The organism is Spirillospora sp. CA-108201, from assembly GCF_050936235.1.
Lineage (GTDB): Bacteria > Actinomycetota > Actinomycetes > Streptosporangiales > Streptosporangiaceae > Spirillospora.
In genome coordinates this window covers 1,296,851-1,315,932 of sequence record NZ_JBNJNE010000001.1, presented here as the reverse complement: position 1 = coordinate 1,315,932, position 19,082 = coordinate 1,296,851, and the positions used below count along the sequence as shown (strand labels likewise).

At 76.9% G+C, this 19,082-nt stretch carries 21 protein-coding genes; 6 read left to right on the top strand and 15 right to left on the bottom strand.

Annotation, left to right across the window (positions count from 1 at the left end):
• Positions 1-31 precede the first annotated feature (31 nt).
• From ACQEU6_RS06325 to ACQEU6_RS06315, 3 genes are all read left to right on the top strand, one after another.
• On the top strand, positions 32-382 hold the full coding sequence (locus ACQEU6_RS06325; RefSeq protein WP_499329650.1) for a YciI family protein: 351 nt from the start codon (positions 32-34) through the stop codon (positions 380-382).
• A complete protein-coding gene (locus tag ACQEU6_RS06320) occupies positions 379-1,665 on the top strand; it encodes an RNA polymerase sigma factor (protein ID WP_499329649.1) in 1,287 nt (428 codons plus the stop codon). Before ACQEU6_RS06325 ends, ACQEU6_RS06320 begins: the two co-directional genes overlap by 4 nt.
• A 94-nt stretch (positions 1,666-1,759) precedes the next feature.
• Complete coding sequence (locus tag ACQEU6_RS06315) at positions 1,760-2,551, top strand: alpha/beta fold hydrolase (protein WP_499329648.1); 792 nt, start codon at positions 1,760-1,762, stop codon at positions 2,549-2,551.
• A gap of 43 nt (positions 2,552-2,594) precedes the next feature.
• Here ACQEU6_RS06315 and ACQEU6_RS06310 read toward each other — a convergent pair whose 3' ends face one another.
• Together ACQEU6_RS06310 and ACQEU6_RS06305 are read right to left on the bottom strand one after the other, a co-directional pair.
• Positions 2,595-3,218 (bottom strand): IMPACT family protein, encoded by a 624-nt coding sequence (locus tag ACQEU6_RS06310; RefSeq protein WP_499329647.1) that lies wholly within the window; start codon positions 3,216-3,218, stop codon positions 2,595-2,597.
• 54 nt (positions 3,219-3,272) lie between these two features.
• On the bottom strand, positions 3,273-4,052 hold the full coding sequence (locus ACQEU6_RS06305; protein WP_499329646.1) for an HAD-IIA family hydrolase: 780 nt from the start codon (positions 4,050-4,052) through the stop codon (positions 3,273-3,275).
• A gap of 188 nt (positions 4,053-4,240) precedes the next feature.
• Between ACQEU6_RS06305 and ACQEU6_RS06300 the strand changes: the two genes are divergently transcribed.
• Complete coding sequence (locus ACQEU6_RS06300; protein ID WP_499329645.1) at positions 4,241-6,046, top strand: class I adenylate-forming enzyme family protein; 1,806 nt, start codon at positions 4,241-4,243, stop codon at positions 6,044-6,046.
• 4 nt (positions 6,047-6,050) lie between these two features.
• Positions 6,051-6,473 carry a RidA family protein gene (locus ACQEU6_RS06295; RefSeq protein ID WP_499329644.1) on the top strand — a complete coding sequence of 141 codons (423 nt, stop codon included), beginning with the start codon at positions 6,051-6,053 and terminating at the stop codon, positions 6,471-6,473.
• A gap of 77 nt (positions 6,474-6,550) precedes the next feature.
• On the opposite strand, the gene ACQEU6_RS06290 is transcribed toward ACQEU6_RS06295, so the two are convergent.
• The 3 genes from ACQEU6_RS06290 to ACQEU6_RS06280 all read right to left on the bottom strand — a co-directional run bounded on the left by ACQEU6_RS06290 (position 6,551) and on the right by ACQEU6_RS06280 (position 10,098).
• Complete coding sequence (locus ACQEU6_RS06290) at positions 6,551-7,126, bottom strand: TerD family protein (protein ID WP_499329643.1); 576 nt, start codon at positions 7,124-7,126, stop codon at positions 6,551-6,553.
• A 144-nt stretch (positions 7,127-7,270) separates the two neighbouring features.
• Positions 7,271-9,070 (bottom strand): acyl-CoA dehydrogenase family protein, encoded by a 1,800-nt coding sequence (locus ACQEU6_RS06285; protein ID WP_499329642.1) that lies wholly within the window; start codon positions 9,068-9,070, stop codon positions 7,271-7,273.
• Positions 9,067-10,098 (bottom strand): ACP S-malonyltransferase, encoded by a 1,032-nt coding sequence (locus tag ACQEU6_RS06280; protein ID WP_499329641.1) that lies wholly within the window; start codon positions 10,096-10,098, stop codon positions 9,067-9,069. The genes ACQEU6_RS06285 and ACQEU6_RS06280 overlap by 4 nt, the downstream gene beginning before the upstream one ends.
• Before the next feature lie 151 nt (positions 10,099-10,249).
• Here ACQEU6_RS06280 and ACQEU6_RS06275 point away from each other — a divergent pair, with 151 nt between their 5' ends.
• A complete protein-coding gene (locus tag ACQEU6_RS06275) occupies positions 10,250-11,311 on the top strand; it encodes a 3-oxoacyl-ACP synthase III family protein (RefSeq protein ID WP_499329640.1) in 1,062 nt (353 codons plus the stop codon).
• Between the two features lie 35 nt (positions 11,312-11,346).
• Here the strand turns inward: ACQEU6_RS06275 and ACQEU6_RS06270 are convergent, their stop codons facing one another.
• The 10 genes from ACQEU6_RS06270 to ACQEU6_RS06225 form a co-directional block, all read right to left on the bottom strand.
• Entirely contained in the window at positions 11,347-11,814 is a 468-nt protein-coding gene (locus tag ACQEU6_RS06270) for a DoxX family protein (protein WP_499329639.1), read from the bottom strand.
• A gap of 112 nt (positions 11,815-11,926) precedes the next feature.
• Positions 11,927-12,292 (bottom strand): hypothetical protein, encoded by a 366-nt coding sequence (locus ACQEU6_RS06265; RefSeq protein ID WP_499329638.1) that lies wholly within the window; start codon positions 12,290-12,292, stop codon positions 11,927-11,929.
• Positions 12,293-12,312: 20 nt separating this feature from the next.
• Positions 12,313-12,915 carry a DUF6058 family natural product biosynthesis protein gene (locus ACQEU6_RS06260; RefSeq protein WP_499329637.1) on the bottom strand — a complete coding sequence of 201 codons (603 nt, stop codon included), beginning with the start codon at positions 12,913-12,915 and terminating at the stop codon, positions 12,313-12,315.
• Positions 12,916-12,971: 56 nt separating this feature from the next.
• The gene (locus tag ACQEU6_RS06255) at positions 12,972-14,372 is read right to left on the bottom strand and encodes a hypothetical protein (RefSeq protein ID WP_499329636.1); all 1,401 of its coding nucleotides are present in this window, start codon (positions 14,370-14,372) and stop codon (positions 12,972-12,974) included.
• Entirely contained in the window at positions 14,369-14,848 is a 480-nt protein-coding gene (locus ACQEU6_RS06250) for a hypothetical protein (RefSeq protein ID WP_499329635.1), read from the bottom strand. Before ACQEU6_RS06250 ends, ACQEU6_RS06255 begins: the two co-directional genes overlap by 4 nt.
• Positions 14,845-15,999 (bottom strand): molybdopterin-dependent oxidoreductase, encoded by a 1,155-nt coding sequence (locus ACQEU6_RS06245; protein ID WP_499329634.1) that lies wholly within the window; start codon positions 15,997-15,999, stop codon positions 14,845-14,847. Before ACQEU6_RS06245 ends, ACQEU6_RS06250 begins: the two co-directional genes overlap by 4 nt.
• A complete protein-coding gene (locus ACQEU6_RS06240) occupies positions 15,996-16,628 on the bottom strand; it encodes a class I SAM-dependent methyltransferase (RefSeq protein WP_499329633.1) in 633 nt (210 codons plus the stop codon). Before ACQEU6_RS06240 ends, ACQEU6_RS06245 begins: the two co-directional genes overlap by 4 nt.
• Positions 16,625-17,296: a TIGR04282 family arsenosugar biosynthesis glycosyltransferase gene (locus tag ACQEU6_RS06235; RefSeq protein WP_499329632.1), complete on the bottom strand. Its 672-nt coding sequence runs from the start codon at positions 17,294-17,296 to the stop codon at positions 16,625-16,627. Before ACQEU6_RS06235 ends, ACQEU6_RS06240 begins: the two co-directional genes overlap by 4 nt.
• Entirely contained in the window at positions 17,293-17,976 is a 684-nt protein-coding gene (locus tag ACQEU6_RS06230) for a glycosyltransferase family 2 protein (protein ID WP_499329631.1), read from the bottom strand. The genes ACQEU6_RS06235 and ACQEU6_RS06230 overlap by 4 nt, the downstream gene beginning before the upstream one ends.
• 37 nt (positions 17,977-18,013) lie before the next feature.
• Positions 18,014-19,039 (bottom strand): NAD-dependent epimerase/dehydratase family protein, encoded by a 1,026-nt coding sequence (locus ACQEU6_RS06225; RefSeq protein WP_499329630.1) that lies wholly within the window; start codon positions 19,037-19,039, stop codon positions 18,014-18,016.
• Between the last annotated feature and the right edge of the window lie 43 nt (positions 19,040-19,082).

The following is a 19,082-nucleotide window of genomic DNA, read 5'->3' as shown; positions in this document are numbered from 1 at the left end:
TCCGCGAGGACACCCGGTCAGCGGAGGAACCGTGCGCTACGTGCTGATGATCTGCAGCGACGAGACCGCCGGCACCGATCCCGAGCAGGCCGCCGCCACCGGCTGCGGCGGCTGGTCGCAGGAGATGGCGCGGCGCGGCGTCGTCCGCGGCGGCGCCGGGCTCGCGCCCAGCGACCAGGCCACCACCGTCAAGGTCCGCGGCGGCGAGGTGCTGCTGACCGACGGGCCGTTCGCCGAGACCAAGGACCAGATCGGCGGGTTCTCCCTCATCGAGTGCGACGGGCTGCGGGAGGCCGTCGAGATCGCCGCCCGCCACCCGTGGGCCGCTCTCGGACAGATCGAGATCCGCCCGGTCGAGGAACCGGGCCCCGCGACGGCGTGACCGGCGCCGCCGCCTCCCCCGGGCCGGCCCGGGCGGGCGCCCCCGACGCCGTCGCGCGGGCCTTCCGCTCCGAATGGGGCCAGGTCGTGGCCACCCTGATCCGGATGACCGGCGACTGGGACCTGGCCGAGGAGTGCGCCCAGGACGCCTTCGCCGCGGCGCTGGAACGCTGGCCGCGCGACGGCGTCCCCGCCCGTCCCGGCGCCTGGCTCACCACCGCCGCCCGCAACCGCGCCGTGGACCGGCTGCGACGCGACGCCGCCGGCGCCCGCAAGCTCGCCGAGGCCGCCCGCGCCGCCGGCCCCTCCCCGAAGCCCGGACCCGGCGCCTTCGGCGACGACCGGCTCCGGCTGATGTTCACCTGCTGCCACCCCGCGCTCCGCCTCGACGCCCGCGTGGCGCTCACCCTGCGCACCCTCGCCGGCCTCACCACCGGCGAGATCGCCCGCGCGTTCCTGGTCGAGGAGGCGGCGATGTCCAAACGGATCACCCGCGCCAAACGCAGGATCCGCGACGCGGGCATCCCCTACCGGGTCCCGCCGCCCGAGGCGCTGCCCGAACGCACCGCCGCCGTCCTCGGCGTGCTGTACCTGCTGTTCAACCAGGGCTACGGCGCCGCCGGCGACGGCGACCCGCGGCGCCGCGCGCTGTGCGGGGAGGCGATCGCCCTCGCCCGGCTGCTGGCCTCGCTGCTGCCCGGCGAGCCCGAGGCGCGCGGCCTGCTGGCCCTGATGCTGCTGCACCACGCCCGCGCCGCCACCCGCACCGACGCCGCCGGCGCGCTGGTCACCCTGGAGCACCAGGACCGCTCCCGCTGGGACGCCGACGCGATCGCCGAGGGCGTCGCCCTGCTGGAGGACGCCCTGCACCCTGCCCCCGGCAGGCCCCCGCCCGGCCCCTACCTGGTGCAGGCCGCCATCGCCGCCTGCCACGCCACCGCGCCCGACGCCGCCGCCACCGACTGGCCCCAGATCGCCGAGCTGTACCGGCTGCTCGCGGAACTGGTCCCCTCGCCGGTCGTGCGGCTGAACCGGGCGGTCGCCGTCGGCATGGCCGACGGCCCCGCCGCCGGACTGGAACTGGTCGAGGGCCTGGAGCGCTCCGGCGCCCTGGACGGCTACCACCTGCTGCCCGCCACCCGCGCCGACCTGCTGCGCCGCATGGGCCGGGGCGCCGAGGCCGCCGCCGCCTACCGCGCCGCGCTGGCCCTGGCCGACGACGACGCCGAGCGCCGCTACCTCGCCCGCCGCCTCGCCGAGACCGCCCCGCCCGGACGCGCCTGAGAAGAACGTCCCGCGAGGTGTCCGTCGCGGCGCGGCGCGTTCGTCGGTGGGGTGAACGGCCGCGCAAAGCCGGCCACCTGGGAAGGAACCCCTCATGGACACCACGCACTCCAAGGACGGCACCCGCATCGCGATCGACCGGACCGGCGCGGGCCCCGCCCTGATCCATGTCGGCGGCGCCCTCAACGACCGCGGCTCCGGCGCCGCGCTCGCCGGGCTGCTCGCCCCGCACCACACCGTCCTCACCTACGACCGCCGGGGGCGCGGCGACAGCGGCGACACCCCGCCCTACGCCGTCGAGCGCGAGATCGAGGACCTGGCCGCCGTGATCGAGACCGCCGGCGGATCCGCCGCGGTGTACGGGATGTCGTCCGGCGCCGTCCTGGCGCTGCGCGCCGCCGCGCAGGGGCTGCCGATCACCCGGATCGCGCTGTTCGAGCCGCCCTTCAAACCCGCCCACGACGACCGCCTCACCCGCGCCCGCGCCTACGGCACCGAGCTGACCGGCATGCTCGCCGACGGGCGCCGCGGCGACGCCCTCGCCCTGTTCATGACCGCCGTCGGCATGCCCCCGGAGATGGTCGGCCGGATGCGGGGCGCACCGATGTGGCCCGCTCTGGAGGCGCTCGCGCCCACCCTCGCCTACGACTCGGCCGTCATGGACGACGCCGCCACGGGCGCCGAACTGCCGGAGGACCTGGTCGCCGCCGTCACCGTCCCGGCCCTGGTGCTGGACGGTGGCGCCAGCCCCGCCTGGATGCGCGACATCGCGCGCCGCACCGCCGGGCTCCTGCCCGCCGGGACGCACCGCACCCTGGACGGCCAGACCCACGACGTCGACCCCGCCGTGCTCGCGCCCGCCCTGGCCGAGTTCCTCAGCGGCTGAGCCGCCCCGGGCGCAGGCCCGGTCGAGGCCCTGCTGAGCGCGGTCAGGGGACGGGCACCTCGATGTGGCCGGGCGCGCCGCGCCGCGTTCGGGCGCGCCCGGCGGTGACCTGCGCGGCCCACGCCTCGAACGCCTCCAGCTCCGGGACGGGCACCGCCACGTCGGCCTCCACGCCCGCCCCGTAGCGGACGTCGCCGGGCTGGTGCCCGCGGGCGTGCAGGTCGCCCAGGAACCGCCCCGCCAGCGCGTGGTCCACGCCGACGGTGACCGTCACCACCGGGCGCAGCTCCACCACCCCGACTGCGTCGACGGCGTCGGCGACCGCCTGCCCGTAGGCGCGCACCAGCCCGCCCGCGCCGAGCTTCACGCCGCCGAAGTAGCGGGTGACGACCGCGGCGGTGCCGGTCAGCCCGCGACGCAGCAGCACCTCCAGCATCGGGATCCCCGCCGTCCCGGCCGGCTCGCCGTCGTCGCCGCTCTTGGTGATCTCGCCGTGCCCGCCGACGACGTAGGCGGTGCAGTTGTGGGTGGCGTCGCGGTGCGCCCGCCGGTGACCGGCGATGAACGCCGTCGCCTCGGCCTCGTCGGCGGCGCGGGCGAGCGTGCAGACGAACCGGGACCTGCGGACCTCCAGCTCGACCGAGCCGCCCTGTCTGATCGTGCGCATGGCGCCTGCGAGTCTACGGCCGCCCCGGCCGGGCGGGGCCGGGGCGGGGCGGGGTCAGACCAGGTCGATGAGGTCGGCGATGGACGCCACGACCCGGTGCGGGCGGAACGGGAACCGGGCGATCTCGTCCTTGCGGGTGACGCCGGTCAGCACCAGGATCGTCTCCAGCCCCGCCTCGACGCCGGCGACGATGTCGGTGTCCATGCGGTCGCCGATCATCGCGGTGCTCTCGCTGTGCCCGCCGACCACGTTCAGCGCCGTGCGCATCATCAGCGGGTTGGGCTTGCCGACGAAGTAGGGCTCCACGCCCGTCGCCCGGGTGATCATCGCGGCGACGGCGCCGCACGCCGGCAGCGAGCCCTCCGGGGACGGCCCGATCGGGTCGGGGTTGGTCGCCACGAAGCGGGCGCCGCCCTCGATCAGCCGGATCGCGCGGGTGATCTGCGAGAAGCTGTAGGTGCGGGTCTCGCCGAGCACCACGTAGTCGGGGTCGATGTCGGTGAGGACGAAGTCCGCCTCGTGCAGCGCCGTGGTCAGGCCCGCCTCCCCGATCACGTAGGCGGACCCCTCGGGCCGCTGGTCGGCCAGGAAACGGGCGGTGGCCAGCGCCGAGGTCCAGATCGACTCGGCCGGGACGGCCAGCCCGGCCGCCGCCAGGCGGGCCGACAGGTCCCGCCGGGTGTAGATCGAGTTGTTGGTCAGGATGAGGAACGGTTTTCCGGACGCCGCCAGGCGGCGGACGAACTCCTCGGCGCCGGGGACGGGACGGCCCTCGTGGACGAGGACGCCGTCCATGTCCGACAGCCAGTACTCGATCGGCTTGCGCTCGGTCATGCCCCCATTGTCGCAGGCAGGGATCTTCCTCGGGACCGTCCGCCCGGACCGTTCTCCCCGGGGGCCCGCGGCGCCGGGGCGTTGACCCGGGTGTGACGCGGACCATACATTTTCCGGCACGGCGCACCGAATCGTGTTCGACGGACGGGCCGGCCGGCGGTGCGCCACCACCCCGCGGGAGGCGCGACGTGCAGGACCGGGATGTGCAGGACCGCGACGTGCAGGACCGCGACGTGCAGGGCGCCGGGCGGCCGCTGGCGAGCATCGCCGAGGTCAGGGCGGCGATGACGGCGCCGGGCCGGCCGTTCGAGATGGCCGAGGCGCTGATCCGCGGCGTGCCGACCCGCGTGTGGAAGAACGCCCCGCCCACCCTGCGCGACGTCCTGGAGCTCTCCCGCCTCCACGGCGACAAGGACTTCCTGGTCTACGGCGACGACCGGCTCACCTTCGCCGAGCACCGCGCGCGGGCGGCCGCGTTCGCGCGGGCGCTCGTCGAGCGGTACGGGATCGCCAAGGGCGACCGGGTCGCGATCGCCATGCGCAACTACCCCGAATGGTCGGTGGCGTTCTTCGGCGCCGCCGTCGCCGGCGCCGTCGTGGTCCCCCTGAACGCCTGGTGGAGCGCCGCGGAGCTGGAGTACGGGCTGGCCGACAGCGGCGCCCGGGTCCTGGTCGCCGACGCCGAGCGCGCCGCCCGGCTCGCCGGCGTGCTGCCGGGCCTGGGCGTGGCGTGCCTGGTCGCGCGCGCGGGCGGCGCCGCGCCCGCCGGCACGGAGGCGTTCGAGGACGTCGCCGGCGGCCCGGCCGCCGCGTCCCCGCCCGGGACGCCGCCGGCGGACGTGCCGCTCCCCGACGTGCCGCTCCCCGACGTGCCGCTCGGCCCCGAGGACGAGGCCACGATCTTCTACACCTCCGGCACCACCGGACGGCCCAAGGGCGCCCTCGGCACGCACCGCAACATCGCCGGCAACCCCGTCGGCCTCGCCTACGGGATCATGTCGGCGGGCGTGCGCGCCGGCCGCACGGTCGAGGAGCTCGCGGCGCCCCAGCCGCGCGTGACGCTGCTGAGCGTCCCGTTCTTCCACGCCACCGGCTGCCACTCGGTCCTGGTGTCCAGCGCCCTGCAGGGCGGCACCGTGGTGCTGATGTACAAGTGGGACGTCCGCAGGGCGCTGGAGCTGATCGAGCGGGAGAGGGTCACCGGGTTCGGCGGCGTGCCGACGATGGCCTGGCAGGTCCTGACCTCGCCCGACTTCGGCGAGTTCGACACCTCCAGCCTCACCGGCGTCAGCTACGGCGGCGCGCCGGCCGCGCCCGCCCTCGTCGACAAGATCAAGGAGCGGCTGCCCGAGCGGATGCCCGGCAACGGCTACGGCCTCACCGAGACCTCCTCGGTCACCACCTACAACGGCGGCGTGAACTACCTGGAGCGGCCCGAGAGCGTCGGCCCGCCCGTCGCGGTCTGCGACGTCAAGGTCGTCGGGCCGGCCGGGGAGGAGCTGCCGGCCGGCGAGGTCGGCGAGCTCCTCATCAAGGGGCCCAACGTGATCAAGGGCTACTGGAACAAGCCGGAGGCGACCGCCGCGGCCTTCGTCGACGGCTGGTTCCACAGCGGCGACCTGGCCCGCCTGGACGCCGACGGGTTCGTCTACATCGTCGACCGCGCCAAGGACATGCTGATCCGCGGCGGCGAGAACATCTACTGCGCCGAGGTCGAGGCCGCCCTCTACGAGCATCCCGCCGTCGCCGACTGCGCCGTGATCGGCGTCCCCCACCCGGTGCTCGGCGAGGAGGTCGGCGCGGTCATCGTGCCGCGCCCCGGCGCCGCGGTGTCCGAGCGCGAGCTCCGGGAGTTCCTCGGCGGAAGGATCGCCGCGTTCAAGGCGCCCGCGCACGTCTGGTTCCGCGAGCGGGGCCTGCCCCGCAACCCCGGCGGCAAGATCCTCAAGACCCGGCTGCGCGAGGAGCTGCTCGGCGCCCCGCCGGTATCGTGATCTGGTGACGAGCGACGAACCGCGCCCCGCCCACCGCCAGATCGACGTGCCGGGCCTGCCGCCCGGCCCCGGGTACAGCCACGCCGTCTCGGTCGACGTGCCCGGCCGGCTGGTGGTGATCAGCGGCCAGATCGCGCTCGACTCGGCCGGGAACCTGGTCGGCCCCGGCGACCTGGAGGCCCAGACCCGGCAGGTGTTCGCCAACCTGGAGACCGCGCTCGCCGCCGCCGGCGCCCGCTGGGAGCACGTCGTGCGGCTCGGCTACTTCCTGCGCGACGCCGGCGGCGCCCCGGTCGTGCGCTCCGTGCGCGCCGAGTTCGTCCCCGAAGGAATCGCGCCCGCCGCGTCGCTGGTCGAGGTGTCGCGCCTGGTCCGCGACGACCTGCTCGTGGAGATCGAGGCCCTCGCCGTCGTCCCCGCAGGCTGACGACCGCCCGGGCCCCAGGCCCGGACGCGCGACGGGGCGCCCCCGAGCGGGGGCGCCCCGTCCACGTACGGAGAGGGTCAGACGTTCACCCCGAAGTCGGAGGCGATGCCCGACAGGCCCGAGGCGTAGCCCTGGCCCACGGCGCGGAACTTCCACTCGGCGCCGTTGCGGTACAGCTCGCCGAACACCATCGCGGTCTCGGTGGAGGCGTCCTCCGACAGGTCGTAGCGCGCGATCTCGCTGTTGTCGGCCTGGTTCACCACGCGGATGAAGGCGTTGCGGACCTGCCCGAAGCTCTGCTGCCGGTTGTCGGCGTCGTAGATCGACACCGGGAACACGATCTTGGCGATCTCGGCGGGGACGCCGCCCAGGTTCACCTTGATCGCCTCGTCGTCGCCCTCGCCCTCACCGGTGAGGTTGTCGCCGGTGTGCTCGACCGAACCGTCGGGGCTCTTGAGGTTGTTGAAGAACACGAAGTGCTGGTCCGACAGGACCTTGTTCTCCGCCGAGCACAGCAGGGCGCTGGCGTCCAGGTCGAAGTCGGTGCCGGTCGTGGTCCGCACGTCCCACCCCAGACCAACCACGACGGCGGTCAGTCCGGGCGCCTCCTTGGTCAGCGAGACGTTGCCGCCCTTGCTCAGACTGACTCCCACTGTGTCTACCTCCGTATCGGCTGCGGGCGCCATCACCCGCGTGCGGTCTGTCTAACGAGAACGGTAGTCACCTTCCGCGGGTTCCCCCGCCTCCTTGGCGAATTCGCGGCGTGGCGTGCCGGTTCTTCCCGGCGCGCGGGGCCCTCAGGCCAGGAACGCGGTGGGCGCGGTGACGGGGGCGGGCAGGTCGAACGCGGCGGCCAGCTCCGCCGCGCGGGGGGCCAGCTCGTCGCACGTGCGGCGCCGCGCGGCCCACAGCTCGTCCAGGATCCCCGGCGGGACGACCCCCTCGTTGAGCAGGACGGCGGCGCGGCGCTCCAGCCGGTCCAGCGCGTGCAGGCGCAGCACCGGCCCGAGCGCGCGCGGCCCCTCGGCGGCGGCCGCGGCGAGGATCTCCAGGATGATCCGGTCGGCGCAGGCGGTGGCGGTCCGCTCGGCCAGCGCCAGGTTCCCGTTCCAGGCGGTGAAGGCGTCCTGCCCGTCGCGCAGGGCGGCCTCGACCCGCCCGGCGAGCCGGTCGCGCGTCCGCCGCTCGGCGTCGCGCGCCAGGAACAGCCACACGCGCGGGGAGTCCAGGTCGCCGTCGTCGGGCGGACCGAGCTCCGGCTCGGGCGGGACGTAGCGGTCGCGGTCGGCCATCGCGCGGGCGGTGTCGTAGAGGATGAGCGCGTTGTCGCCGCCGGCGTTCTGGTAGGCGTGCGTCAGGCCGCGGTAGGCGTTGAGGCGCTCGACGGCGGCGAACCCGGGGGCGCCGCTGTGCACCCGGCACGCCGACACGGTCTCCTGCGCCTGGACGGTCGCGGCGGCCTTCAGCAGCGCCAGGTCCCGGTCGACCGCCGACCACGGCGCCCACGCGGTCTCCGGCCCGCCCGCCGCGTCCCCGGCCGCGTCCGCCGCCCGGTCCGGGCCCGGCGTGGTGACGTGCGCGGCTACGGCGGTGAGGGCGTAGGCGGACGCCAGCGCGCCCAGCACCGCCTCCTGCTGGTTGCGGTAGTCGGTCAGCGGGCGGCGCGGCGCGAGCCGGCCGAGGGTGGAGCGGCCCGCCGAGTGGGCCAGCAGCATCCCGGCGGACGCCCGGGTGATCGCGGCGGAGGCCGACACGACGGCGCGCCACACCGACGGGGCGATGCCCATCGAGCGGGTCAGCCGCGCCGCCGCGGGCCCGTGCGGGTCGTGGAAGGCCCCGTCGGCGCCGATGCCCGCGCCGTCGCGCAGCCACGCCCCGTAGGGGACGCGGACGTCCTCCAGCAGGACGGCGGCGTAGTCGATCTGCAGTCCGGTCGTCTCGGGGGCCGGGACGATCCGCACGCCGGGCGGGACGGCGCCGCCGGGCCCGCGCAGCGGCACCGCGAACACGAACACGCCGCGCTCCTGGCCGCCGTGGACCAGGGTGGCGTAGACGGCGGCCGTCTTGGGCAGGTCAGGGTGGGCGGTGTTGGTGGGGAACTTGGCGGCCTGGGCGTCGGGGGTGCTGAGCACGAACCCGCCCGTGGCGGGGTCGTGGCGGGCGACGGTGCGGGGCGACAGGTGGCTGTTGCTGCGTCCCACCTCGGTCATCAGCAGCGTGCCGAACGCGTCCATCGACTCCAGGGACTCGCGCAGCGGCCGCGTCTCCTCCTGCCCGGCGCCGAACCGCAGGATCGGGCCGAGCGCGAGCGTGTAGTGCAGCAGCATCATGTGGAACAGCGGCGGGTCGGCGATGGCGGCGCGCTCCAGCAGCGCGCACAGCGCCGGCGGGTCGGCCAGCAGTTCACCGGCGGGCGGCGCGGCCCGCCCGGCGCGGCGCAGCCGCTCGTAGGTGAGCGCGTGCCGGCCGGGCGCGGTGAGCCCGCCGGGGACGGTGAAGAACTCCTCGGGGACGGCCTCCTCCAGCCGCGCCCGCGCCTTGGCGTCGAGGGAGGAGCCGAGCACGAACTGCCGCAGGTCGTCGGCGTCGCTGGTCACGACGGGTCCTTTCGCTCGCCGGAGGGGGTGACGCCGGGGGCGGCCTTGCCGGTCAGCCCGTGGCGGGGACGGTCGCGCAGCGGCGCCGTCGTCCGCGCGTCCGGCAGCGTCAGCCGCGCGCACTGGCACAGCGCGTCGCCCGCGCCGGCCTCGGCGAACACCGTCGCGCCCGCCGCTCGCACGGCGCGCAGCGCCTCCGGCAGCCGGACGGGCCTGACGATGCAGTCGGCCATGGCGCGGTGCAGGTCGTCGTCGTCGCGGTAGGCGCGGCCGCGGACCGGCGAGTGGACCGTCAGCTCCAGGGGCCGCTGCGGGAAGCCGCGGATCATGGCGTACCACTCCTCGTCGGCGCCGGCCATCGAGGGATGGTGGGACAGGTAGGGCACCGCGAGCCGCACGGCGTTCACGCCCCGTCCGCGCGCGGCGGCGAGGACGGCGTCCAGGGGCCCGTCGGGTCCCGACACGACCGTGACCTGCGGGGCGTTCAGGCACGCGACGACCACCTCCGGGGCGCCGGCGGCGTCGATGCAGTCGCGGGTGCGGTCCTCCCCGGCCTCCAGCAGCCCCATGCCGCCGCCCCCGCCGTGCCGGGCCAGGACGCCGACGGCGGCCACGCCCATGCGGGCTCCGTCGGCGATGGAGAACGCGCCCGCGCACACCAGCGCGGCGATCTCCCCGAAGCTCTGACCGACCGCGAAGCGGGGATGGACGCCGTGCGCACGCAGGGCGCGGTCGGCGGCGACGGACGCGGCGTAGCCGGCGAGCTGGGCGACGCCGGGGGTGCGGGAGGCCTCCCGGTAGCCGCTCGGATCGTCCATGAGGATCGAGCGCAGGCGCGGCCATCCCTTGGGGGGCAGGCCCTCCTGGACGGCGTCCAGGACGTCGGCGACGGCGCGGGCGGCGCCGGGCCCGGTGCGGGCGAGGGCGGGCAGGTCGGGGACCCCGGCGGAGCCGGTGCCGGGGAACAGGAAGGCGTAGATGTCGTCGGGTCGGAGCTCTTCGGCCGGGCGGAATCGGGGGTCGGGCACGCGGGGTCTCCTTACCTGGAAGGAAGGCTGCCTTTTCCTAGAAGACAACGGCCGCTTAGCTCTCAGTTATGGACCAAAACCCTGAAATGGGATTATTCACTTATGGGATGGGACTGACAACCGCCAGTCCGGTGATGGGGAGAGGACCCGCATGACCGTGCCCGACACGCACCGGCCGGCCCGGGCGGACGACAGCGGAGCGGCGCCGGACGGCGGGCGGGGGTGGGCCGTCCGCGGGACCGGCGCCCACCTGCCCCGCGACGTCGCGCACAGCGCCGACCTGTCCCGCTCGCTCGGCCTGGAACCCGACTGGATCGAGCGCCGCACCGGGATCAGGCGGCGGCACGTCGCCGCGCCCGGCGAGGCCGCGTCCGACCTGGCCGCGGCCGCCGCGGGCCGGGCCCTGGACGCCGCCGGGCTGGACGCCGCCGACCTCGGCCTGATCGTGCTCGGCACCTCCACGCCCGACGTCATCGCGCCCTCCACCGCCTGCCGCGTGCAGACCATGCTGGGCGCGCGGTCGGCCGCCGCGTTCGACATCTCCGCCGCCTGCTCCGGGTTCGTGTTCGGGCTGCAGACCGCGATCGGCTGGCTGGCCACCCAGCGCGGCGCGCCCCCCTACGCGCTGGTCATCGGCGTCGAGGTGTACTCGCGGTTCCTCAACCCCGCCGACCGGGCCACCGCCGCCCTGTTCGGCGACGGCGCCGCCGCCGCGGTCGTCGGGCCCGCCCCGCCCGGGTACGGCTTCGGCCCCATCACCCTCGGATCGGACGGCTCGGGCGCGGACGACGTGCTGATCCCCGCGGGCGGCAGCCGGCTGCCCGCCAGCGCCGAGACCCTCGCCGGGCTCGGCCACACCATCCACATGGACGGCCGCGCCGTCCGCGACTTCATCACCGAGATCTTCCCGCGGCTGGTGGCGGAGGGCACCGAGGCCGCCGGGGTCAAGCCCGCCGACCTGGCCCTCGTCATCCCGCACCAGCCCAACCCCCGGCTGGTCGCCGCGCTGGCCGGGCAGGCCGGGCTGGAACCGGGGCAGCTGGCGATCGTCGGGGACGAGGTCGGCAACATCGGCGCCGCCAGCATCCCCTACGCGCTCGACCGCGCCGCGCGGACGCACCGGATCGGACCCGGCGACCTGGTGCTGCTCGCCGGTTTCGGCGCGGGCCTGACCTGGGGCCGCACCCTCCTCACCTGGGCTCCTCCGCCCTGACCTCGCCCGCCCCCGTCCGCCGGTCGGGACGCCGTTCAGCGCTTCAGCAGGCGCAGCTTCAGCAGGCGCAGCACCCGGCGGGACTCGGCGCGGCGGTCCCAGGCGACGGCGGCGAGCACGACCGCGAACCCGACGGGCAGCAGCGCCCACGCCGGCTCCAGCACCAGCAGCTGGGTGAGGGCGGCGCCGGCCATCAGGCCGATCAGCCCGGCCGCCGCGAGGCCCGCCAGCCGCGGGACGACCAGCCCGATCGCGCCGGCGGCCTCGACGGTCCCGGTCAGGTACCGCAGCCACTGGCCCCAGCCGATCTCCTCGAACGTCCTGACGGCGTCGGCCTGCCCGGCGAACTTCGGCAGCGCCGAGGCGATGAGCAGGAACGCGGCGAGCAGGATCTGCGCGCCCCACAGCACCCTGCGCAGCGTGCGGCGGCCCCCGGCGGAGTCGCGGGCGGTGGTCGTGCCGGGGGCGGTGACGCGGGCGGCGGTGCGGGTCTGGGCGCTCATGGCGGCGGTCCTTCCGTGGGCTGTCTCATCGGCTTTCACTGACGCGTCGCTCGGCCGGCCGCCGGATCGACATCCCGCCCCGGATTTCTCCAAGATTTTTTCAGCGGCGATGTCAGCGCAGGTGGGAGGCGGTGCGGGTCGCGGCGCTCGCGGCGACGGCGGTCGTGGAGCGCACGAACGCCGCCAAGGCCCGGGACCGGAACGCCTCGGGCTCGCGCTCGTAGGCGGCCAGGATCTCCGGCAGCAGGCCGCCGCCGTCCCCGCCGGGCTTCATCGCCAGGACCAGCCGGGACCCGGCGGCGCCGGCGCGCCGCGTCCGGCGGACCGCCGCGGCGACGGCCTCCAGCGCGGCACCGCCCTCGGCCGGCAGCGTCTCCCCACGGGGGTGAGCGTCACCCGGCGGCTCGTGCGCTCCAGCAGCAGCACGCCCAAGCGCCGCTGACGACGACGGCCCTGTCCCCTGGTGACGAGGCGGCACGGGAGGCAGGCGGCACGGGGTCAGGCGCCGCGGGGGTGGCGGGCGCGCACGGCGTCGATGCACCGGTCCCGCGACACCGGGCCCCCGAACCGCAGCCGGTCGTAGGCGGTGAACGGCGGCTCCAGCGCGTCGAGCTCGTCGACCAGGGCGTGCAGCCTGCGCGTCCACGCCGCCGTCCCGGCGTCCGGCTCGGACGGCGCCGCCTCGATCGCGGTGACCAGGGCGTCCTTGTACCGGATGTTCCGGGGCGTGACCGAGCGCAGGCACACGTACTGCCCGTCCAGGTAGGCGGCCCACTCCCCCTCGGCGGCGGCGCGGTCGTCCCAGTGCGCGACGAACCAGCTCTCCAGCGCGTCGAGGCCCCCCGCCTGCTCGGCGAGGACGAACAGGTCCGCCGGCACCATCTGCGCGCCGTCGGAGCGCAGGTAGCCGGGCAGGGGCAGCCGCCGCGCCAGCATCAGCCGCCGCACCTGGTCGGCGGCGCGGCCGGCGGCGCGGCACAGGTCCTCCAGATCGGTGAACCAGGCGGTGACATAGGCGTCGTCGGCGGCGGTCATCGGGTGGTCGCCGTTGACCTCCCGGAACCGCGCCGCCAGCCGCGCCTTCAATTCGGGGTCGCTCATGCGCGGACGCTAGCCCGGGATCGTTTCGGCATCCGCCGAAACATGCCCGCCCGCGCTCACCAGGGGGACAGCACGAGCGCCTGGACGGCCAGCGCGGTCACCGCCTGCGCCGCCAGCCACGCCCGCACCCGGGAGCGGCCGAGGGCGGCGGCGACCGTCAGCCAGGCGGCGAACGGCACCCAGATCCGCTCGACCTCGCCGCGCGTGACGCCGGAGGCGTCCAGGACCAGCACGCCGAGCAGCGCCGCGCCCGCCAGCGCCGCAACCGCCGCGGGCGCGGCCACCGGGGACCGCGGCCCCCGTCCCAGCACGCCCCGCCACAGCGCGCCCCGGCACAGTTCGGCCACCGCGCGCGGCAGCGCGCGCGCCACCGCCGGACCGGTCAGCAGGCCCAGCACCGCCAGGTTCGCGAACACGAAGTAGGCGTAGGAGCGCCGCGCCGACCCGCGGCTGGCCAGGTAGGTGTCCAAGGTGGCGCGGACGCCGTCGGGCCACCAGAACCCCAGCAGCGTGAACGCGGCCGGGACCACCGCCAGCCCGGCGCCCGCCGCGGCGAGCACTCGCGCCCGGGGAGGGCTCAGCACCACCACCGCGAACGGCACCGCGAACAGGGGCAGCAGCCCGTAGCTCAGATACGGCAGGCACCCCAGCAGCAGCCCGCCCGCCGCGGCCGGGACGAGCGCCCGGTTCCGCGCGCCGCGCGCGGCGAGCGCGAGCAGGGCCGTGCCCCAGGCCGCGACGGCCAGGAAGAACGCGTCCATCGCCGTCGCGGTCCACACCGCCAGCGGCGCCAGCGCCAGGAACGGCACCGCGGCCCGCGCCGCCCGCTCCCCCGCCAGGCAGCGCACCGTCACCGCGATCGCCGCCGCCGCCGACGTCCCGGCCGCGATGACGAGCGCCGCCGCCCACCCGGTGCCGCCGAGACCGGCCTTCTCCAGCGCCCACAGCACCAGCATCGGCAGCGGCGGATGCCCCCGCACGTGCGTGGTGTAGCCGCCGAGCCGCTCGGTGAAGGTCCGCAGCCACTCCAGGGGGTCGGGACGCAGCTGCGCCAGGCCCGCCGGGTACTCGGTCGGGGCGTTCAGCGGCCGCGCGAGCGCGTCCCACCCGTCGGAGGCGGCCAGCGCCACCGCCCACACGGCGGCGGCCGCCCACGCGACCGGCGGCAGCGCCCGCCACGGCAGCCGGGCGGCGAGCGCGGGCAGCGCCGCCACGGCCAGGGCCGCGGCGGCGGCCGCGGGCAGGAGCCGCCAGGTCGGCGGCCACCCCCGCGCCCGCGCGTGCAGCGGGGGCAACGGGTCCTCGGTGGCCAGGCCCGCGCGCCGCAGGTGCCAGCCCACGGCGAACGCCGCCGCGATCCCCACTGCCCACACCGCGACGGCGACCCACCCCGGCCATCCGCGGCCCGCCGGCTTCTCGGCGGCCTCCGCCCGGCCGGGCGCCTCGGTGATGGTCATCGCCGTGTCTCCTTCCGGGAGGGGCGCGGGGCGCGCGTCGCTCCGCCGCGCCCGGACGTGCGCCCGGCCCCGCGGCGCGCGGCGACCGCGCGGGCCGCGAGGGCGCAGGCCGCCACCGCGGCGACGGCGCCCAGCACGATCGCCAGGTTGCGGCCGTAGGGCAGCGGAAGGCGCGACGGCTCGTCGTCGCGGCGCCCGTAGGCCAGCACGACGGGAATCGCGACCACGGTGACGCAGGCGCCGATGACCAGCGCGGCGCGCACGATCCGCCGCCGGCCGGCGGGCACGAGGACGGTGAGCGCCCCCGCGGCGAGCACCGCCGGCGCCACGACGGCGTCGTGCAGCACGGCCGCCCCGGCGAACCACTTCGCCCACTCGGCGAGGGGGACCTGGTCCACGATCCCGCGCAGCCCGAGGCCGATGAGCGCCAGGCCCGCCGCGTACGCCGCCGCCTTCGCGGCGGTCCCCGCGTTCACGACACCACCAGCCGGTGGACCCATTTGGTCTGCATCACCCCGGGCCGGTTCGGGGCGATGAGGCGGCAGGGGTAGCCGTGGTCCAGGGCCAGGGGCGCGCCGTTCAAGCCGAGGGCCAGCAGCGTCAGCGGGTCCCGCCAGTGCGGCGGGGCGACCGTGGACGTGCGGTAGAGGCCCTGGCGTTGCAGCGACTCGACCAGCACCTGCGCGCCGTCGGCGACGCCTGCCAGGCGCAGGACGTCCCGCAGCCGCACGCCCCGCCAGGCCGCCTCCACGCTCCAGCCCTCCACGCAGGAGATGGGCAGCCGCGCGGTGTACTGCGGCAGCGCGCGCAGGTCGGCCAGGGAAAGGGTGACCTCCCGCGAGACCCGGCCGGTGACGGTGAGGCGCCACTGGGGGTCTCGAGCCTGCGCGGTGACGCCGGTCGCGGCGGCCGACTTGTTGACCGGGACGTCCTGCGGGCCGGTGCCGGGCCGGCGCGGCGCCAGCACCGCCAGCGGCGCGAGCGGCGTGGCCGCCTCCCCCACCGTGGTCAGCGCGACGACGCCGCTCGCGCCCGCGACGGTGAGCAGGAAGCCGCGGCGCCCGACGCCGTCCTCGGGGCGGGTCATCACGGTGCGGCGCGCCTTGGCCCACTGGTCGGCGACGTGGATGACCAGCGCGCCGACCAGGATGTAGGCCGTCCAGTAGTGCGCGGTGGTGAAGTAGAACCGGAACGCGTACCAGTAGGCGATGTTCATGACGCCGGTGACGAACTGGAACAGCGCCGCGGCGACCAGGACGAACACCAGCAGCCGCTGCACCGCGTGGACGAGCGAGCGGACCGGCGGCCACTGCCACAGCCGCGGGTAGACCGTCCACAGCTTGGCCAGCAGCAGCGGGACGGTCGCCAGCCCTCCGATGACGTGCACGCCCTGGGTGACCCGGTACAGGTTCACCGGCCGCGACGGCCACTGCATCCACCCGGCGGGCTGCTGCATGAAGTGGCTGACCAGCCCCGTCCCGAAGGAGACCAGGACGCTCGCTCCGAGGGCGATGCCGAGCCAGGAGGCGACCCGCTCGTCGTGCAGGCGGCTGGTGAACCGTCCCGGGATCCCGCGCAGCACGGCGGCGGGCGCGGGCGGCCTGTACCGGTCGGGTGCGGGTCTCATGGGCGCGCCTCCGCGGAGCGCAGGGCGACGAACCACCGGTCCGCGTCCTCCCAGGACTCGGTCACGGTCGCGGCGCAGGCGGCGGCCAGCGCGGCGACGGCGTCGGCGGACACGTGCGCCCAGGTGAACCATTCGCCGACTGACCGGTTCGTGCGCAGCCGCAGCGGCTCGACCCGGGAGGCCGAGCCGGGCCGCCCGACCTCCGCGAGCACCTGCCCGCCGGGCGCCAGCAGCGCCACGACGCGGCGCAGCAGGACGGCGGGGTCGCCGCCGATGCCGATGTTGCCGTCGGCGAGCAGCACGGTGCGCCACCGCCCGGCGCCGGGGACGCGGCCGAACACGTCGCGGCACAGGGCCGGGCCGCCCGCGGCGACGGTCAGCGCGACCGCGGAGGGGGCCACGTCGATGCCCAGCACCGGCAGGCTGCGGCGGGCCAGCGCCACCGTCAGCCGGCCCGGTCCCGAGCCGACGTCCAGGGTGGCGCCCTCGCAGCGGCCCAGCAGCCCGCCGTCGCCGGGCCGCACGGCCAGCCAGTCGTGCAGCGGCAGCGGCCTGCGGCGCCCGTCGGCGTGCTCGATCTCCACCGGGGCGCGGCTCCGCAGCGCCTCCTCGTACAGTTCACCGATCATGCCGGGACGGTCCGGCGGCCGAGGGCCCGCACGGCGGCGGCGAACCGTCCGTCCGGCGCGGCCGCGGCGACCGCGGCGGCGTCGGCGGCGGTGTCGACGTCGGTGAGCTCGGGCAGCGTCGCGGTCCGCAGGCCGGCGGCGCGCAGCCGCGCGAGCTGGACGGCGCCGGTGTCGGGGCGCGACATCGGGACGCCGCGCAGCAGCGCCGCGTCGGGGCGGCGCAGCCCGAGCAGCCAGAACCCGCCGTCGCGGGCGGGCCCGAACACCGCGTCGGCGCGGCCGAGCGCGCGCCGGGCGCGGTCGAGCAGCGCTGAGGTCACCTGCGGGGTGTCCATGCCGATCAGCACCAGCGGGCGGCCGTCGTAGGCGTCGGCGAAGGCGTGGGCGAGGCGTTCGTCCAGGCCGCCGCCGCGCTGGGCGATGACGGTGAAGCCGCCCGGAAGCCAGGGCCCCGGGTCGCCGGCCAGCGCGAGGATCCTGCGGCCCGCCGGCGCGGCGGCGACGGCGGCGAGGGTGTCGCGCAGGGACGCCTCGGCGAGCGCGGCCGCCTCGGCGGGGGTGTAGGCGGGCGTCAGGCGGGTCTTGACCCGGCCGGGGACGGGCCGCTTGGCGATGACGACGAGGTCGGCGCCGGGCCCGGGTGCGGTGGACCCGGATGTGCCGGTCACCGGGCCACCTCCGCCAGGACGCGGCGCATGTCGCGGACGGCGCGGACCGTCCCGCCGAGCGTCCCGGTGACCTTCGAGGTGCCGGTGCGGGGCCGGTAGGGCACGTCGATCTCCGCGATCCGCCACCCGGCGCGGGCGGCGTGCAGCACCATCTCCAGCGGGTAGCCGAACCGGCGGTCCCGCAGGCCGAGGCCGAGCAGGGCGTCGCGGCGGGCGGCGCGCATCGGCCCGAGGTCGCGCAGCCGGGTCCCGGCGCGCCGGTTCAGCGACCGGGCCAGCACCGCGTTGCCCAGGCGGGCGTGCGGCGGCCACGCGCCCGGCCCGGTCGGGCGCCGCCGCCCGAGCACCAGGCCCGGCGCCGGCTGCGCCCCGTCGCCGCCGGATTCCAGGTCGCCGAGCGCGGCGACCAGGCGGGGCAGGTCGGCGGGGTCCAGCGAGGCGTCGGCGTCCATCACGCACACGATCTCGGTCCGGGCGGCCCGCAGCCCGGTGTGGCAGGCGGCGCCGAAGCCGCGCTGCGGCGCGGCGACGACGCGGGCGCCGCGGTCCGCGGCGACGCGCGCGGAGTCGTCGGTGGAGGCGTTGTCGACCACCAGGGCCCGGAACCCCTCGGGCATCCGGTCCAGCACCCAGGGCAACGCCTCGGCCTCGTCGAGGCACGGGAGAACCACATCGATCACGGGTCGGACGCTACTTTCGGTCACGGCGCGGCGACCCTTACGAACTGGTGACGTGCGGCCGGGCGAACTCGGCCATGCCCTCGGCGAACGGCACCGCCGGGCGGAAGCCGAGCTCGCGGCGGGCGCGGTCGGGCCGGGCGACGATGTGGCGGACGTCCCCGAGCCGGTAGTCCCCGGTGACGCTGGGCCGGGGGCCGCCGAACGCGTCGGCGAGCGCGCCGGCCATCTCGCCGATGGTGCGGGGGTCGCCGCTGGCGATGTTGTAGGCGCGCAGGCCGCCGGGTTCGGGCGGCGCGGACGCGGCCCGCTCCAGCGCCAGCACGTCGGCGCGGGCGACGTCGCGGACGTGGACGAAGTCGCGGCGCTGCGCGCCGTCCTCGAACACCAGCGGCGCCCGCCCGTCCATCAGCCGCGACCGGAACAGCGCCGCGACGCCCGCGTAGGGGGTGTCGCGCGGCATCCGCGGGCCGTAGACGTTGTGGTAGCGCAGCGCGGCGACGGACCCGCCGGTCGCGCGCGCCCAGGACGCGGACAGGTGCTCCTGGGCGAGCTTGGTGTCGGCGTAGACGTTGCGGGGCCCGGGCGGGGTCTCCTCGCCGACGGCGCCGGGGGTGAGCGGCTCCCCGCACGCCGGGCACGGCGGCTCGTACCGCCCGGCGCGCAGCGCGGCCTCGGGGCGGGGCCCGGGGCGGACGAGGCCGTGGACGGCGCAGGTGTAGGCGCCCTCCCCGTAGACCACCATCGAGGAGGCCAGCACCAGCGCGCCGACGCCGGCGCGCGCCATCTCGGCCAGCAGCACGGCGGTGCCCTGCACGTTGACGGAGGTGTAGTCGGGCAGGTCGGACACGTCCACGCCGAGGCCGACCTTGGCGGCCTGGTGGCAGACGGCGTCGACGCCCTCCAGCCGCCGCGCGACCTCGGCGGCGTCGCGGACGTCGGCGGGCGGGTCGCCGAGCCCGTCGGGGCGCGCGTCGAGCCCGCGGACGCGGTGGCCGGCGGCGGTCAGGGCCTCGGCGATGTGCGAGCCGACGAAGCCGGCCGACCCGGTGAGCAGTACGTTCATGCGCACGAACGTAGGGCGCGCGGCGCGGCCGGGGCCGCCGTGC

Bases quoted from the DNA above. Each gene is read 5' to 3' on its own strand.
- ACQEU6_RS06275 (WP_499329640.1), top strand. From the start codon at position 10,250: ATGACCGTGCCCGACACGCACCGGCCGGCCCGGGCGGACGACAGCGGA.
- ACQEU6_RS06315 (WP_499329648.1), top strand. From the start codon at position 1,760: ATGGACACCACGCACTCCAAGGACGGCACCCGCATCGCGATCGACCGG.
- ACQEU6_RS06305 (WP_499329646.1), bottom strand. From the start codon at position 4,052: ATGACCGAGCGCAAGCCGATCGAGTACTGGCTGTCGGACATGGACGGC.
- ACQEU6_RS06310 (WP_499329647.1), bottom strand. From the start codon at position 3,218: ATGCGCACGATCAGACAGGGCGGCTCGGTCGAGCTGGAGGTCCGCAGG.
- ACQEU6_RS06260 (WP_499329637.1), bottom strand. From the start codon at position 12,915: ATGAGCGACCCCGAATTGAAGGCGCGGCTGGCGGCGCGGTTCCGGGAG.
- ACQEU6_RS06270 (WP_499329639.1), bottom strand. From the start codon at position 11,814: ATGAGCGCCCAGACCCGCACCGCCGCCCGCGTCACCGCCCCCGGCACG.
- ACQEU6_RS06255 (WP_499329636.1), bottom strand. From the start codon at position 14,372: ATGACCATCACCGAGGCGCCCGGCCGGGCGGAGGCCGCCGAGAAGCCG.
- ACQEU6_RS06245 (WP_499329634.1), bottom strand. From the start codon at position 15,999: ATGAGACCCGCACCCGACCGGTACAGGCCGCCCGCGCCCGCCGCCGTG.
- ACQEU6_RS06240 (WP_499329633.1), bottom strand. From the start codon at position 16,628: ATGATCGGTGAACTGTACGAGGAGGCGCTGCGGAGCCGCGCCCCGGTG.
- ACQEU6_RS06225 (WP_499329630.1), bottom strand. From the start codon at position 19,039: ATGAACGTACTGCTCACCGGGTCGGCCGGCTTCGTCGGCTCGCACATC.